Consider the following 16786-nt stretch of genomic DNA (forward strand, 5'->3'; position numbering starts at 1 on the left):
ATGAAGAAAAGACGTGGCATTGAGATTCTGTTGACGGTGATGATGGTCGTTGCGACCAGCGGTTGCAGCGTGACCGTGGGGGGTGGAAATAAGACGACGGGCCAGATCGTGAAAGAGAATCTTGAGCTGCGCAAGGAAGTGAAAGATCTGACGGAACGGATTGATCTTCGTGAGGCAGAGGTGCAAGCACTTCGCCAGCAGGTTGAAGCGGGTAAACATCCGTTGCCGGGCGCAGAGCCGCCGGTATTGGTGCGCTTGGAATTGGCAAGATATACAGGGCCAGTGAGCACACGTGGCGAAGTCGGCGACACGGAAGTAATCGCGTATGTGAAGACAGAAGATCAGCAAGGGCGAATGATGCCTGTCGCTGGCGAGGCGCTCTTGCAGGTCGTTTATCTCCCGAACCAAGGCGAGCCGCGGCTGCTGGTAGACAAACGGTACAACGCCAAAGCATGGGACGAAGCGTACCGGTCGAATTTCACCGGCACGCATTACACGCTCAAAGCTAATTTGCCAGAAGGCATGCCAGCAGGTGAATATGATTGCACGCTACGTGTGATGTTCTTACAAGCAGAAACCGGCGCACGATTCTCGGCTCAGGAAGCGATTAAGGTCGTGCGGCATAAGCTGCCACTGGGTGTGAATGAAATGGACATGGGATCACTCAAAGCGATGCCATCCCCTGCTCCTGAAAGCACCACAGGGAATGATGATGCTAAAGGCGCTGTGGATGAGGCGGCAGGAACGCAACCGCGCGAGTGAAGATGGCATGACCTAACTGATGGTCAGATGACTGGAATACATGAACCCGCAAGCTGAATGGTGAGCGGGTTTTTATTTGACGACATGACCGCATGATGATTTAAGGTGGAGCTGCCCCGCGATCTTACGCTCGGGAAAGAGCCGCATTGATCGCGCTGGCAAGGATGCTGCCACATATAAAGCAAACAAAGAAAACAAGTCCATTGAATGTATCAGATTCCAGATCAAAAAAACGCTTGACCGCAACACACAACAGAAACAAGACCCCGACGGTCAAGGTGAAACATACGAAAAACGTCAAAACGTATCGTCCCAACGGCATCAAAAGTTCATGCCAAGGAGATACTGGTGGCCTGTCACACCATGTCCGCCAATTGTCGAGGTCGAAGAGCGTGCCGCATTCTGGGCATTCGTGATGACCAAGTTGATCGAGTGGATAAAAACAGTTGCGGCAGTACTTGGAGAAGTTTCGATCTTGCGGCATGGTAGGCTTCCGGAAAGAGATAGCTTTATGATCATCCGAAGGTGGAGTTATATTAAAATGATTCAACCACGGCAGACACAGTGGACTTAGAAGGGTTGAAATTAGGTTGATTCATTTTGACTCCACCATCATTATCCGTTCTTATTTTCAATCGTGTAACCAGCATACCGAGCAATGTGGCAACTTAAAAAACATATCACTATCAAGAAAATTGGAAACAATAGAGCGGGTACTGAAAATGCCCACAGTTCATCTATGACCTTAATCTGATAAATGCCGTAGCCAATTAATATTAATATTACAATGGCGATACATGCCAAAAACAGAAAACTAAAACTGAAAATCAAGATACTAAGTATTTGGTTGAATCGTTCTGAATATTCTGAATCATTTTGCATCACATCGCTTCCAGATTGTCCGATTCATCGTAGTAGATTGTTGCAGCCTAGTGTAGATATGTATTGGATCTATATGTATGAAAACGCTGCGGAGTGGCGCAGCATTGGGAAGGGTTTGTTTGAATTGATCTCACTTGCGGGGCCAATCATTGGGACTGATCGCCTACTTAGCAATGTGCTCGGAAGCATCGGCGGGAAGGTCGATCTCGTCGGCGGCAGAAACCGTTGTGCCACCGAAAGCATCTGATTTTTGTGCATCCAAAAACTTGCGGATGGTGGAGGCGATGGATGTTGCATCAAGGCCGGCTACTTTCAATTGCCCCGCACGTGAATCCTGGTACATCCATTTTTCAGGATGGGCGATGCGTTTGATGTTGTGCGTAGGCAGGCCAAGCTCGTTGCAGGCTTCGAGAACCATCGTGCCAAACCCGCCGACGATGCCATGGTCTTCGACGGTGATGATCGGCGTGCCGGCCTCGATCAACTGCTTCACCAGATCAATGTCGATCGGCTTGGCGAAACGTGCATCATACAGCGCGATGTCGTAGCCTTGATCGGTAAGGGTTTGGAGAGATTCGTTGGCGGTATAGACCATCGACCCATAGGCGAGGATGGCGGCATGCGGTTTGTCGGTTGTGGCTGGGACGATCAGGTTTGCCTTGCCAAGCTCAAACGGCGGCGCGTCTTCCTGAAGTTCAACTTCAGCAACGGTGTCGCGCGGATAGCGGATGAACGTTGCGTTAGCGTCGTAATTGCGCATGAATTCGAGACCGGCCTCAAAGTTCTGCTCATCACTTGGCGCGAGCATCACGATGTCGGGGAAGACTGCGTTCATAGCAATGTCCATGAAGCCGTGCATGGCAGCACCATCACCGCCGACATAACCTGCGCGGTCCATGCAGATGCGCACGGGGAGTTTTTGCAAAGCAACTTCCTGGAAGGTTTGGTCAAGAGCGCGTTGTGAGAAGGTTGAGTAGACAGCGTAAAAAGGTTTGAGGCCTGACTTGGCCATACCAGCCGCCATGTCCATGCCGAGTGATTCGGCGAGGCCACAGTCAATGGTACGATCGGGGAAGTGTGGTTGTACTTTGTCGAGACCTGTGCCATCGGGCATCGCAGCGGTGATGGCGTAAACTTTTTCATCGCGGTTCATGATATCGATCATGGCATCACTGAACGCCGCGGTGAAAGATTTACCTGCAGTTTTCTTCACGACTTGGCAGTCAGATTTTTCCATACCTTCGGGAACGGCTGGTTCACAAGCTTTTGCTTCTTCGGAGTTGTTGACAACGCCGGGCTTTGGCGCGTGGTAACGGAAAGGATCGCCCTCAGCGGGGTGATAGCCTTTGCCCTTCACGGTTTTGACGTGCAGGAGGATTGGCTTTTCGACATCTTTGATATCGTTGAGGATGTCGAGGAGCGTGGGGATGTCGTGGCCATCAATGGGTCCGATACAGACATGGCCGAAGTGTTCGAACATGTGATCGGTAGAAACGGCGGCTTTAAACATCTCGGAAGATTTTTGGTAGAGGTCTTCGATGAAGGACCCGCCGGGAAGGCGGTCGATGATCTCTTTGCCACGTTTTTTGATGTCGTCGAAGGCGTGGGAAACACGGACGCGATCGAAATACTGTGCAATGGCGCCTTGCGGATCGCCGATAGCCATGCCGTTGTCGTTGAGAATGGTGAGGAATTGTCGGTTGAGTGTGCCGGCGTAGTTGAGTCCTTCCATGGAGACGCCGTTGATGATAGAGGCGTCGCCGATGATGGAGACAGCGCGGCGATGTCCTTCGCCGATAGCTTGGTCACCAATGGCCATACCGACGGCGGTGGGGATAGCGGTGCCTGCGTGCCCAACGGAGAAGAGATCGAAATCGGATTCGCGGGGCTCAGGGAAGCCGGCCATACCAGATTTTGTTTTGAGGTCTGGGAAAAGAGACTGGCGACCGGTGAGGAGCTTATGCGGATAGCACTGATGACCAACGTCGAAAAGAAGTCGGTCGGAGGCGAAGTCGAAGATGTAGTGGAGCGCAATGGTGAGTTCGACCACACAAAGGTTGGAGGCAAAGTGTCCGCCGGTGCGTGAGATCTGATCACAGATACATTCGCGCAGCTCATCTGCGAGCTGTGGGAGTTGATCCACGCTGAGTTTTTTGAGATCGTGTGGTCCTGTGATGCTTTTCAGCAAATCCTGCGGCATGTCCCTTTGCCTTTCTTTCTGGGCGGGCGCGCACACGATCTCAACGTACCTAGAGAGATCAAAATGACGCGCTGGTCTTCATCCACGTGACCGCTTTGCCCTTAATCTTGCGGCAGAAACCCCTGCATTGCATAAACAGCGAGGGGAACTCGCTGGTAGAAATGCGGTGATTGTTGTTTCCGGCCTGAGTCATATATTTGTCCAAACGGCTAAGTTCACACATCCCGGCGGCTATGTCAAACGCCCCTGCTCATATTAAGCCACATTTTAACCCTCTTTATCGTCCCCGTCTTGCTCTGGTCTGAAATTCGTAAAGAATTGTAAGCATCTTTTGCATGGCAAGTTAGGAAAGATACTCAGGAGCAATCTGGGTCGATACGCCAGATCCTGTGGACTCTTAGCTTCTCAGAACGAGATTTAGAGAGATCTATCGTGGTTCCCTGCCACTGGCGGTGGCGGGCTTGTGGCAGAAAACACAATACAACGGTTGGGATGAGAAGTGGCAGACAGTGTGAGTGGGGCAAAGGGAAATGAGGATTATTTTTCGCGGACAGCCATGAAGCTAGCGAGCTTGCGGAGCGGATCAGCGCCGGCATCAAAATCTTTCAAGGCCTCGGTCGCTTCGAGGTGGAGGCGAGTGATTTCTTCTTTGGATGCTTCGAGCCCAAGCAGAGCTGGATAAGTCATCTTATCTTGCTCAACATCCTTACCAGCAGTCTTGCCGAGTTGTTCAGTGGTTTGGGTGACATCAAGGACATCATCGACGACCTGGAACATGAGTCCGATGGCATCGGCGTATTTGGTGAGGCTGGCGAGTTGCTCGGCAGAAGCACTACCAGCGATTGCGCCCATGCGGCAGGAAGCACGAAGGAGGGCACCGGTCTTGTTGCGATGGATGGTGACGAGTTTTTCGAGGTCTTCTGTACCGTTGGGGAAGTCGGGGAGGGTGTCATAAACCTGACCGGCGATCATGTCGTTGGTGCCGATAGCAAGTTCACGAAAAATCTGGCCGGCAAGAGCGGTGTTGCCCACACGGGTCGAGATCAGTTCAAAAGCGAGCCCCATAAGTGCATCACCGGCAAGAATGGCCATGGCGTCGTTGGTGTGTTTGTGGAGTGTGGGACGACCACGGCGGAGATCGTCATCGTCCATGGCAGGCAGGTCGTCGTGGACAAGTGAAAAAGCGTGGATCATTTCAATGGCTGCAGCGGGTGGGAGTGCATCTTCGAGGTGGCCGCCGACGGCTTCACAGGCGCGAACCACAAGGATGGGACGAAGGCGTTTGCCGCCACCGAGGAGGGCGTACTGGCACGCCTCGAGGAGGTTTTGGGGAAGTGGGCGGGACTCGAGGAAGCTGTTGACGTAGGCCTCTACGTCGGCTGCTGGCTTCATAATGTCTTTGATATCAATATCTTTCACGCTCATCGGATTCGCAGTCATATTGTTTCCCAATGGTGTTTCGATCCGGCAGTATACGGAGGCAAGGGCTTTGGGACAATTGGCGTCCCCCCTTGTACATCTCATTCATACTCACATGCTCACCATAATCTGCAGTGCATCGCCTTCTGCCCGTATCTTCATGCCCCGGGACCACCCCATCAATAGTACAACTAAACGGTGAGAATCCACTGAGCAACCGTGGCGGCACCGTCATCAGGTTGGGTGTCGGCGAGACAGTTGCGCATGCGCTCTCGCTGAGCAGCATTGGTCATGAGTGACTTGATCGCACCGACGAGTTGGGATGCGTTGGCGATCGCATCGGCCTGATCCTTGAGAACCATCGCACCGCCGGTGGCAACCAGCGGCTCAACGTTGGCGAACTGATGATTGTCTTTATGGAAGGGATACGGCAGGAAGATCGTCGGCACATGATTGGTCCACACCTCAGCGACCGATCCAGCTCCAGCGCGGCAGATCCCAAGCGTTGCGGCAGCCCAGCAAAGATGCATCTGATTACAGAAGGATTCGACACGGGCGGGAATGCCAGCTTGCGCATAGGCCTCGGCGACACGGTCACGATCATCCGGACCGGTCAGATGCAACACTTGCCAACCGCTAGAAGCTTCATTTTGGTCGTTCTCAATCCTGTTCCAGTTGCGCGGCTCGGCGTTATGGTGCGCTTGAGTGGTCGGAATGTTTTTTTGCCCCAGCAAGTTGCGCGTGTTCGTACGTGAGGCAAACTCGATCATCATCTCGTTGAGAGTACGGCCACCCTGTGAGCCGGCAAAAACCAAAAGTGTTTTCATATCAGGATCAAGATGAAGCTGTTCACGGGCAAGCGCCTGAGGGAGTTGTGCTTTGGCGGAAGCGCGGAGGGGAAGGCCGATCTGGCGGGCGCGTGGAAGATCACCGGTCTGGTAAACGGAGAAGATTTCTGTGGCGTCTTTGGCGGTAAATTTGTTTGCCTTGCCGGGGACGGCATCGAGGTTGACCAATGCAACAGGGAGCCCAAGCTTGCGTGCGGCTTTGACGGCGGGTGCAGAGACGAAACCGCCGGTGGCAACCATCGCGCGAGGCTGAATGCCTTTGATCAGTGCAGTAACTTGTGCTTCAGAAGCTTTGTAGTTGCGATAGAAATCGAGAAGATCACGGGGCCGCATGCGAAGAGGGGATGCAGGAAGGGCTGCGTAAGAAAGATCGTTCTTACTGGCGATATCGGCATCTATCTCGCGTTTAGATAGGAGGAAATGTGCGACTGAATCAGGGCGAAGCTCACGGAGTTTTTCGAAGATGGCAAGATTAGGAAAGATATGCCCACCTGAACCGCCGCCTGCGAAGATGATCGTCCGTGTGCTCATAAAGATAGCTGCTCCTATTGGGAAGATTTTAGCACACATTGGTAAACGAGGGTTGAGTGGCAAAGCCGGCCATCTCAAACAAATTTCTGCTACATATTACAAGCACCCCGCCATTTTACCGATACGCTCAAGCTGGTCACTCTCGATATCAGGGTTATTTTTTAACTCGTTGTAAGCCTTCGTGAAATAATCCTTAGCGATATCCTCGTCATCGAGAGATTGTAAGTTTTCAGCCAGTTCTTCAAACACGAACCCACTTTTCTTGCCGGCTTGCTCCCATTCGATTTCCAGCTCTTTAAGCCATACGATTGCTTCCTCATGGCGGCCTAATGAACGCAAAGCACGACAAACAGCCCATTTTGCAATACGCGTCGTAATACCCGGCCCGCTTGCCATCCGAAACTCAAACCCGCGGCGAAACAACTCAAGAGCGCGCTCGTATTGACCTTGCTCATGACAATCCCATCCAATGTTATTGTAAAGCGCACCCAACCAATGGCGAGCATATTGATCTTTCGATTGCTCGGCTAACGCGATCGCTTTTTCACCCCAAACGATCGCATCTTTACCGCTGGCACAAATGGCAAGCATATGAATAGCATCAACTGCATAATAATCTTCGCTTATTGCCTGCGCACACTGATAGGCCTTTTCAAAAAATGGAACCGCCTCCTCGACCAAACCAGATGATCGATGTTTTCTCCCCTGCTCAAGTAGATATCTTGCCTTCGCTACCGAGTCTTTGTTTTTAAGAAGTGAGCTAGCCTTATCGAGCGTTTGTTGAGCTTCATCAAACTTATGTTGCAAGCCTTGAAAACGTGCAATCTGTGTAAGCAATTCAATTAATTGATCAACATCACCCGCATCAGCTATCTCATCAAGCATGCAAGCTAGTTTGTTTTCGGTACCTTTGGGATCATTATAATCCAAATGTTCATTAAAACGTGGCGCGTCCCCAGTGGTTGTATCTAAAGACATATGTGATCCTTTTCAAAACCGAACAACTAAGTTTTGAGACATGTACCTAGTTAATGATGCTTCGTCATAAGATTTTATCTTAACGGTTGGCCTGGTTCTTTTACAAACCTCTACTAGGGATATGAATAGAAGTGATTGCCTAGGCGGGCAAAAGATTTGGATTGGCCTCAAGGCCGGTTTCCTGAGCCAAGTGGTGAGCGTTGTCGAGTGAGGCGACGAGACCGATGGCAAGTGCGGTGAGAATCCAACCGGTTCCGCCGGAAGAGACCAGTGGGAGTGCGATGCCTTTGGTAGGGACCATCACGGTGACCACAGCGATGTTGATGAGAGCTTGGATACCGATGGTGAGAAGAAAACCAAGTGCGACGAGTCGGCCAAAGGTATCCTTGCATTCACGAACAATGGAGAGTCCAACGAAGAGGATGATGAGGTAGAGAGTGACGACGACAGCAGCACCGGCGATGCCGAGTTCTTCGCAAATGATGGCGAAAATGAAGTCGGTGGTGTCTTCGGGGAGATAGCCAAATTTTTGGATACCGCCGCCGAGTCCGCGACCATAAAGCCCGCCTTGTGCGATAGCGATCATGGATTGAATGGGGTGAAAACCGCTGCCGGCAGGATCAGCCCAAGGATCCACAAACGCGGTAAGGCGTTTGATGCGGTAAGGCGATTGCATGATCGCGGCGACGAAACCGCCAAGAGCGAGTGGGACGAGAAGCGCCAATTGCCAAAGGCGAGCTCCGCCTGCAAAAAGCATCGCAATCGCGACGGCACCGATGAGTGCTGCCGTACCGAGGTCTTCGATGACAATCAGCATGCAAGCTGTACCGACAAGAAGGAGTGGCGGGAGTAGGCCGAAGGTAAATTTATGCATCACACCGCGCTTACGGGCACACCAATAAGCGATGGCAATGATCATGATCCACTTGACGATTTCAGAGGGTTGAAAAGAAATCGGCCCAACGGCCAACCAGCGGGAAGCGCCGTTGACATTTTTGCCAACACCGGGCACCAATGTAAGAACGACCAGCGAAAGTGCACCGAGGATGAGCCAAGGGAGTGGGTTGGACAATCCGCGAGAGGTAAAGAACTGACGGACATTGATTCGCGAGGCGATGAGCATGACGACAATGGCGATGGCAGCATAGATCACCGGACGCGATTGTGCACTGGCGGTCATGAATGATGTCCATGCACCGGTGACGTCATTGGCTGTGTCAGGAGAGATGGTCCCGATACGCATACCCGCAGATTGCACCATGACCACACCGATACAAAGAAGGGCAATGGCACAGAGCATCAAGATGTGCGCAGAACGCAACATGACTGATTTATCGGCCCATCGAGTCGAAATGCTTGAAGCGCGAAGAACCGCGACAATATCGTTCAAATCCAGAGGCAATTGCGGTAAACTGTGCGAGCGAGATGTGAGCAATGGTGGGATGAATGTCATGTTTGGGCCGAAGCCCGCGGGAAACACGTGCTGGTGTGGGTACTAGCAAAGGTTTTCTATGAAACGATCTAAGTTCAGTGTTGTATGTACGAGTTTGAGTGCGGTGATTGTGATGTGTCTGCTCTCGGGTATGGCATGGGCGGACTGCGGCAGCGAAGGATGCCCAATGAGTGATGATTGTTCACTGGAGAACAACGGTATGAAAAAATCCGCAGCAAGCCAGCAAGTAGAACGCATCTTCATCAAACCCAAAGCACTAAAAAAAGGCGACACAATCCTGTTCGTCGCACCCGCAGGGTATCTGAATGAGAAACGTATAAAACTAGCACGCAAGCGTTTGGAAGAAATGGGATTTATTACTAAGGCTGCATCAGATATCTACCGGCGACATGGTTATCTCGGTGGTACTGATGAACGGCGAGCGGAAGAAATCATGCAAGCTTTCGTTGATCCTTCGGTCGATGCAATCTTCCCCGGTACAGGCGGGTACGGCACCACACGCATGATTGATCTTCTTGACTATGACATCATCCGCGCGAACCCGAAACCGGTGGTGGGTTTTAGTGATATCACCGGATTGCATCTTGCGATTCAGAAGAAAGCGCAGATCGTGACGTTCCATACACCAAGCCCGATGTACGGCCTTGGCAGCAAAGGAAACTTGAGTGACTTTTCAGCGAAATATTTTTTCCGAACGTTACTCGCGGAACAGTATGTTGATACGGATGGCCGAAAGAAGCCGGATGGTTACACGATCGAGTTACCGAAAGATAAACAAGATGAGATCAAGGTGTTGAGCAAAGGAAAGGCAAAGGGCAAGATCACAGGTGGAAACTTAAGTTTGATCGCTGCACTGATGGGTACACCATATGAAATGGATACAAAGGGGAAAATCCTGTTTATTGAGGATGTAGGCGAAAAAGTCTATCGCCTGGATAGAATGTTCAGCACGCTAAAATTAGCCGGCAAGATTGATGATGCTGCAGGAATTGTGTTGGGTCATTTCACACGCACCGAAAGTGATGAAGATAGCATCAAGATGGACAGGCTACTCAAAACATATTTCGGCGGATTGGATAAGCCGGTGATTCAGGGGTTTTGGATCGGACATCACAAATATAATGCGTCGATGCCAATGGGTGTGATGGCAGAGCTTGATAGCAAGACAAAATCGATTCGTATTATTGAAGATCCAGTCATACTTGAATAATCTGAAATGGGATCAGCCTAGTCATTAAAAATAGATGCGTGAGATCATGTTTCTCACGCATTTTTTACGTAGTTTTGATGGCGACGAGCTTGAGCCCAACGATCCCAATAATCACCATGATGAGGAAGAAGATGCGGAGTGGTGAAGCATTATCACCAAGAAAAATCATGCCGATAAGCGCAACGCCAGTTGCGCCAATGCCCGCCCAAATGGCGTAGGCAGTACCAATTGGGATGGACTTCAGTGCAAGTGAGAGCAGCCAAAATGAAAGTGCCATAAAGACGAGGACTAACACAGATGGCCAGAGTTTGGTGAAGCTTCCCGTATATTTCAGGCCGGTGGCCCAAACGATTTCAGTAAGACCCGCAAGAGCAAGATATAGCCAATTCATGTTTCGGACTCCGTGTTGGTTATCGGCGATGCATACCGCGATTCATCTCCCAAAGGATCGTCAACTTCGTAAGTTGAAATAACAAAAGTATATTTACTTATATCTATATTGAGGGATTCGGGCATGGCAACAAGAAGCATGAAGAACGCTATTAGTGCGATAGCGGCCAAAAAATAGAATGCGGCAGCATACCCAAGTGCAACAACAATGATGCCTGCAACAAGTGCAGAAAGCGAAGCGCCGATGCCTTGCGCGGTTGCGGCTGCGCCTTGCGAAATGTTATATCGCCCTGTGCCTTGTGTGAGATCAGCAATGACGATGAGAAAGAGTGCACCGAAGATACCCGCGCCAATGCCATCGAGAATTTGGAGCGGGATGAGCGCCCAAGGATTGTCTAAGTATGCAAACAACAACCCGCGAATCGGAAGCACTGCAAAACCCACGAGAAAAATAGGCTTCCTGCCCCATTTATCTGCCTTCGCACCGACAAGTAGTGCAACAGGGATCATAGTGAGCTGTGCGACAAGAATGCATGCTGAGATGAAGGTGATGGCTTCCTGATTATGCCCGAGTGAAAGTTTCTGCCCAAGCAATGGCAGCATAGCAGCATTAGCGAAGTGGAACATGGAGATACAAAGCGCGAAGGTAAGTAGCGGTTTGTTTTCGAGAAGAGCTGACAAACCGGCCCGTTTTTTCTTACCTGTTTCGCTTGGTTTGATCCCGCCACAAGCTTGATCATGATTAATGTATTTAGGATTGATGAAGGCAGTGGTGGCGATCGCGCAAAGCGCAAGGAAGGCAACAAGATAGAAGACTGCTTGTGGCCCAAGTAAATAGGCGAGTGCGCCGGAGAGGATCGCGGAGGTGACGTTACCAGCATGATTGGATGCTTCGTTAAAACCAACTTGTCTGGTGAAGAAAGATGGGCCGGTAATGCCAAGAGTGATCGCCGCGACAGCAGGCGGAAGAATAGATGCAACAGCGCCGATCATAATGTTGTATGTAGTAATGAGGTAAGGATCGTTTGTGAGTACCATGAAGATACAAGCGAAACCAATCACTATCGCCGCAAAGACGATAGCGGCACGTTTGAAATAAATGCGATCAATAAGGTCCCCAGCGGGTGTTTGCGTAATGACGGTGGTGAGCCCCATGATGGTGAGGACCGTGCCGATGGTTGCAGCATTCCAGTGCTGGTAAGCAAGCAAGTAGATCGCGAGGTATGGCCCAAGTCCGTTCTGTACATCAGATAGGAAAAAAGTGAGGAAGCAGATGGATTTTATAGGCGGTTTTTGCTGAGCCATCACACTACACACGGATCGCGCTGGTAGACCCCTACCCCGTTGTGATCGGTTGTGAAATGGTAGATCTTGATGAGGGATGACAGCGGGCTTTTGAGCATACAAAAAGAAACACCCACCGGGATGACGGGTGCTTCCAACCTCTCAAAGTTTGTATTTGCAAAGCGGCGTTGATATCTCGGATGAGAGGAGGACCGAGAACTGTTACTAATCTAGATTAGCCGCTGTGCGTTGATTTCTTTTTTTCATCAGGACGTTTTTCGATGACTTCGTCGACGAGACCATATGCTTTAGCTTCCTGAGCGCTAAAGAATTTATCACGTTCAGAATCATCCGCGATGGTTTCGGGTGTTTGGCCGGTGTGCCTAGCAAGAAGGTTATTGAGCAGATCTTTAGTCTTCAGGATTTCCTCAGCTTGGATCTGCACGTCGGTGGTCTGGCCGTAGACGCCGCCATACGGTTGATGGATCATGACCTTGGCGTGTGGGAGTGAGTAGCGTTTGCCTTTGGTGCCGGCCGCAAGAACCACCGCACCACCTGACATGGCTTTACCGATGCAGTAGGTGTTCACGTCGCAGTTGAGGAAGTTCATCGTGTCATACATCGCGAGAGTGTCATCAACAGCCCCGCCGGGGGAGTTGATATAGAGGTGGATGTCCACACCAGGCTTGGTGTTCTGCAGGTGGAGGAGCCGCATGATGACGTTGGTGGCGGATTGATGATTGATCTCACCAACAAGGAAGATGATGCGGTTTTCGAGAAGCATCTCATCGATGGTCATCTCGCGCATACGCTGGATTGGCGCGTTATTCATGTGTGGGTAGTAAGGCTCTTGCGGCTGCGGGGCTTGGGTCCCATAACTGTTTGCGTTGGCAATGCCTGGCAGTTGAATATTCATCAGAGGGTGGTGCATGCTATTTGCATCCTGCTTGCTTGTGTCGTGATTCATCAGTCGTGCTTTCTCTTTTCTAATAACAACGAACTTACCCAATATTATTCGGGCACATCCTTGTTTGGCGTGCAATCTCGGCGCAGAAGGATTCCAAAAGGCGAGATATTGGACCCTATCAATATGTCGGCCAGTGGGGAGAGTGGCTGTACTGGAATTGAGAAATACGAATGCAAAGAAAAACCCACCTGTATGTGCAGGTGGGTCGAGAAGGATATCCTAGATTCAGGCGTGATTAGACGCCATATTCACCGGAGTTAAAGTCACCGTCAGTGTTATCATGATCGTTGTCAGCGGTCTGCTGCTCCTCGATCATCTTGCGGAGGTAGCCGTTCTCGCGACGGGTAGCCTCGAGATCAAAAACGAGGTATTTAATGGAAAGGCGGAGGTAGTCGAGGCTTTCCTGAAGCTCGCCAACAGTTTTACGGAGCTTATCATGGCGCTCTTGGGTCTTGTCAGCAATTTTGGCGAGTTTTTCGCGCTCGACCTTGGGGAGTGTTGAGATCTCACCCATAAGTTCGCCTAGCTTTGCCTGAAATTCGTTGTGAAAATTCTTATGATCCATTCGTCTTACTCTCCGTGGTTACTGATCCCCCAGAATCCTCAATTGCGTCTGTTGCCGTTCCCAAACGGGCGATAGGAAAGGTATAACAACGGCGGGGCCAGAGGCGTGCCAACACACGGAATGAAATGATATTTAACTTCAAATCGTTTAATACAAGATACTTATGCCATCGAAAGCAATGCCGATTCAGGCGAATTGATCACGTCGACTGTGCAGGGATGTGGTAAAAAATCAACATGACAGGATCCTCAGGATCCTATATTCCTATCGTAATACATTGATAACATTGAATTTACATCTATGTGCTGTGTATACAACACCAAAAGCACATTGCGGCGCAGCGTACAGTACGAACAACGTGAGCAGTGTAAACATACGCGATTGGGTTCCAAAGCTGGATTTATGGTTCTTAGGTATCGCTATAAACACTAAATGGCACAGCAACAGAATTACCTGATGACAGGTATTCGACAAAGAAGAATGGGGTACTGGTGTAAACAAGAAATGAAAACTAACCGGCAGCGGCATCAGGTGTCGCGATATCACTGACGACACAGTTGCGACCATGTCGTTGCGCTTTTTCGCGACAAATGTGAGCAGCATCCAACAAATGGTCAAACGAACTGTAATGCTGCTCGCTGCTGGCCACACCCACGCTCAAGGTCACGGGATATTCGCGCCCTTCACCAAGATCGATCGGCTTCGCTCCCATGTGCTGACATAAACGCTCGGCGGTCTGCATCGCAACCGTACTATTCATTTCAGGCGCAAGTACAACAAAAGTTGCCCCAACATTTCTGGCAAGCAAACATGAACGGCGGATTGTGTTCTGCAGATTAACGCCCACTTCTCGGAGTAATGCATCTGCTGTGGACTGGCCTAATACTTCAAGCGCATGATCATAATGATCTATCTCGATCGACAGCACAGCTAACTGTGGCTCGGATTGCTGCCACCATTGATTCGCAGCACGTGTAATCTGATCCATCTTAGGTAAATCAGTAGCTGCATCAGTAAGATCAAGCTGTACGAGTGATTCTTTGAGTTGCACCATTTCAAGTCGAGCTTCGATGATGGGTGTGATCATTTCGATGAGTAGCAAGTGATGACGTTCAAAATGTTCGCCAGCACGCTGTGCGATCCAGACAAGTCCCTGCCCTGCTCCAATATTATCCAGCAACGGACCGACAGTAAGCGAAGTAAATCCTGCATTAGAAAAGGTACAACGCCATCCTGCACGCTTATGATCGTTTGGCCAAAAGCCTTTGCTGAGATCGAGGTCCGGCCAATAGGCAAACTCAGGATTTGCTAAGATCTCCGGCATCAAACCAGTCTCGATGACATCAATCAATTTACGGTTGGACTGCAATGAATTTGAACTACGGCCACGATAAATAACCTGCTTACTACGCTGACCGACTTCGCCATGGCGAATGGCAACACCTACCGCCTCAACATTGAAAAGTTCACACAATTCTTTTACGGTCACATCGAGCAATTCATCGACGGTACGTGCTTTTGCAAGTGCATAGCCGACCTGCTTAACCGCTAGCAATCGATGATTGTGCTCATTTGCGAGGCGATTGTTATCGCTATCAACAACCTCAGAGATCGTCCACATGCGGCCTTGATAATTGCCAAGGCCGTCACGAACAGGCGTGCCTTTAAACAAATACGTGCTACCAGCCGCTTCAAATCGTTCTTGTGCGGAACGATCGCTATCGATCTCGATCTGCTTGATTTGTCGGAAAAACGCTTCCTGATCGAGAATCCCAAGTTGATCCCAAAAATATTCTGCTTTGTATGATGTGCCACGGAGCATCTCAGCGGGCCGATGCAACAGGTTACACATGCGCTGATTGACTGTAACAACCTTGCCTTTTTTATCGACCAAGAGAATTGCATCGCTCATGTGATCGATCACAAGGTTGAGCAAACGGCTACTATCCTCGAGTTGACGGAAAGCATGTTTGGATTGACTGACATCGATCAGCGCAAGACGCACAGCACAAAGTGCTCCGAGTTCGTCACGAACACCGACGGCATCTACATTCACTTCGATAGCACGGCTCTTGTGTTGCAAGCGAAGCTCACTTCGACGAGATGACTCCCAAGCAAGACGTGCGATCGATTCTTTGAGTAGCGCACGATCTGCTTCATGAACAAAATCGTAGCCGTATTTACCGACAAGGTCTTCGGAGCGAGTGAGGCCAAAGAGTTTAGCGGCCCGTTCATTGGCGCGTTCGATATAACCATTAAGATCGAGACTGATCAGCGCTGTTGGTGCTTGCAAATACAGTTGTCTGACAGAATGTTCGTTTCGTTCGAGCTTTTGCGTAGCATCCTCAACGTCGGACATCATGTTCCCGATGGACATCGCGAGCATTTGGAATTCGCCATTGTAATGTTCCGCATGACGATTGAATGCGCGCGGCGGTGCATTCTCATGAACAAGACGATTGATTTCGAGTAGTGGCCCAACAAACCAGCGTTTCAGCAGGAGAAGACCGAGCAAAATGATCACGCCAAGCAATAGCCAACTTGTTGTAATGCGATACCAGAGTGATGTTGCATGCCACCCCCATGCACCGGGGCCGTCAATGATTGCTTCAAGCACATGACGTTTTCCGTTGATCAAAAACGGCGCACTCACATGCGTTAACTTTGAGAGATCGATCTCGTTGCCTTTGAGATTAATGTATTGTCCAAGCTGCCAAGCGTGGTTTTCGTTTTGAAAAAGCGAGTCATCACCTTTAGTAATGACTTGTAGTTCTGGCCCTTGAACGCGAAAACTCAAAATCAATGGATTGGTCAGAGCATGTTGAAATTGGCGTTCAATGTGGCCTTCAGTTGATTTCGGATCAACGACAAAAGCTGCGATACTGGATTGCAGATCACGCACAACAAGCACCGTTTGTTTAGAAACTTGCAAGCTGATTTCACGACGACTGCGTTGCCATTCAAGCAACCCCACGCATGCTGAGATGAGCAATCCGCCAAGTAAAAGGCAGAGTACCAGGCGTGTGACCACAGATTGCCATGGTTTGATCGAATCCATGCTTTCTCCACAGGCGCAGACGATGCGCCTTGAATCCTCCGGAATACATCATGATCATCGGTTATTCAGAAGTGGCGATGAAGCAATGCAGCTAAGTTTTTATCGAATGAATGATGGATTTCAGTAGTGGAATAAACTTTTTCTCGGACATGCGAGTGGGATCTGGCGCATGAAAAAGCCGCACAAATATATGTGCGGCTGAATGTCTTTGCCTCGATCGTTTGCCCTGGATCATCGAC

Annotated in this window: 13 protein-coding genes; 2 read left to right on the forward strand and 11 right to left on the reverse strand. The window is 50.1% G+C overall.

Annotation, left to right across the window (positions count from 1 at the left end; all coding sequences use genetic code 11):
• A complete protein-coding gene (locus tag ACQ6WK_RS13565) occupies window positions 1-762 on the forward strand; it encodes a hypothetical protein (RefSeq protein ID WP_432797917.1) in 762 nt (253 codons plus the stop codon).
• 124 nt (window positions 763-886) lie between these two features.
• Here ACQ6WK_RS13565 and ACQ6WK_RS13570 read toward each other — a convergent pair whose 3' ends face one another.
• The 6 genes from ACQ6WK_RS13570 to ACQ6WK_RS13595 form a co-directional block, all read right to left on the reverse strand.
• Window positions 887-1246: a hypothetical protein gene (locus ACQ6WK_RS13570; protein ID WP_432797918.1), complete on the reverse strand. Its 360-nt coding sequence runs from the start codon at window positions 1244-1246 to the stop codon at window positions 887-889.
• A gap of 561 nt (window positions 1247-1807) precedes the next feature.
• Window positions 1808-3844, reverse strand: a complete 2037-nt coding sequence (gene dxs / locus ACQ6WK_RS13575) for a 1-deoxy-D-xylulose-5-phosphate synthase (protein ID WP_432797919.1) — start codon at window positions 3842-3844, stop codon at window positions 1808-1810.
• Between the two features lie 537 nt (window positions 3845-4381).
• A complete protein-coding gene (locus tag ACQ6WK_RS13580; RefSeq protein ID WP_432797920.1) occupies window positions 4382-5284 on the reverse strand; it encodes a polyprenyl synthetase family protein in 903 nt (300 codons plus the stop codon).
• Window positions 5285-5454: 170 nt separating this feature from the next.
• Complete coding sequence (locus ACQ6WK_RS13585) at window positions 5455-6642, reverse strand: UDP-N-acetylglucosamine--N-acetylmuramyl-(pentapeptide) pyrophosphoryl-undecaprenol N-acetylglucosamine transferase (protein ID WP_432797921.1); 1188 nt, start codon at window positions 6640-6642, stop codon at window positions 5455-5457.
• A 96-nt stretch (window positions 6643-6738) separates the two neighbouring features.
• On the reverse strand, window positions 6739-7620 hold the full coding sequence (locus ACQ6WK_RS13590; protein WP_432797922.1) for a tetratricopeptide repeat protein: 882 nt from the start codon (window positions 7618-7620) through the stop codon (window positions 6739-6741).
• 139 nt (window positions 7621-7759) lie between these two features.
• Window positions 7760-8944: an FtsW/RodA/SpoVE family cell cycle protein gene (locus ACQ6WK_RS13595; RefSeq protein ID WP_432797923.1), complete on the reverse strand. Its 1185-nt coding sequence runs from the start codon at window positions 8942-8944 to the stop codon at window positions 7760-7762.
• A gap of 187 nt (window positions 8945-9131) precedes the next feature.
• Between ACQ6WK_RS13595 and ACQ6WK_RS13600 the strand changes: the two genes are divergently transcribed.
• The gene (locus tag ACQ6WK_RS13600; protein WP_432797924.1) at window positions 9132-10283 is read left to right on the forward strand and encodes a S66 peptidase family protein; all 1152 of its coding nucleotides are present in this window, start codon (window positions 9132-9134) and stop codon (window positions 10281-10283) included.
• A 64-nt stretch (window positions 10284-10347) separates the two neighbouring features.
• On the opposite strand, the gene ACQ6WK_RS13605 is transcribed toward ACQ6WK_RS13600, so the two are convergent.
• The 5 genes from ACQ6WK_RS13605 to ACQ6WK_RS13625 all read right to left on the reverse strand — a co-directional run bounded on the left by ACQ6WK_RS13605 (window position 10348) and on the right by ACQ6WK_RS13625 (window position 16547).
• Window positions 10348-10674 carry a DMT family transporter gene (locus tag ACQ6WK_RS13605; protein WP_432797925.1) on the reverse strand — a complete coding sequence of 109 codons (327 nt, stop codon included), beginning with the start codon at window positions 10672-10674 and terminating at the stop codon, window positions 10348-10350.
• The gene (locus tag ACQ6WK_RS13610) at window positions 10671-11978 is read right to left on the reverse strand and encodes an MFS transporter (protein WP_432797926.1); all 1308 of its coding nucleotides are present in this window, start codon (window positions 11976-11978) and stop codon (window positions 10671-10673) included. The genes ACQ6WK_RS13605 and ACQ6WK_RS13610 overlap by 4 nt, the downstream gene beginning before the upstream one ends.
• A gap of 214 nt (window positions 11979-12192) precedes the next feature.
• Window positions 12193-12924 (reverse strand): ClpP family protease, encoded by a 732-nt coding sequence (locus ACQ6WK_RS13615; protein WP_432797927.1) that lies wholly within the window; start codon window positions 12922-12924, stop codon window positions 12193-12195.
• Window positions 12925-13159: 235 nt separating this feature from the next.
• Window positions 13160-13489 carry a hypothetical protein gene (locus ACQ6WK_RS13620; RefSeq protein WP_432797928.1) on the reverse strand — a complete coding sequence of 110 codons (330 nt, stop codon included), beginning with the start codon at window positions 13487-13489 and terminating at the stop codon, window positions 13160-13162.
• Between the two features lie 511 nt (window positions 13490-14000).
• Entirely contained in the window at window positions 14001-16547 is a 2547-nt protein-coding gene (locus ACQ6WK_RS13625) for a sensor domain-containing diguanylate cyclase (protein ID WP_432797929.1), read from the reverse strand.
• Window positions 16548-16786 lie beyond the last annotated feature (239 nt).

The sequence above is a fragment of the Poriferisphaera sp. WC338 genome (genome assembly GCF_050931845.1).
Classification (GTDB): Bacteria; Planctomycetota; Phycisphaerae; order Phycisphaerales; family Phycisphaeraceae; genus Poriferisphaera.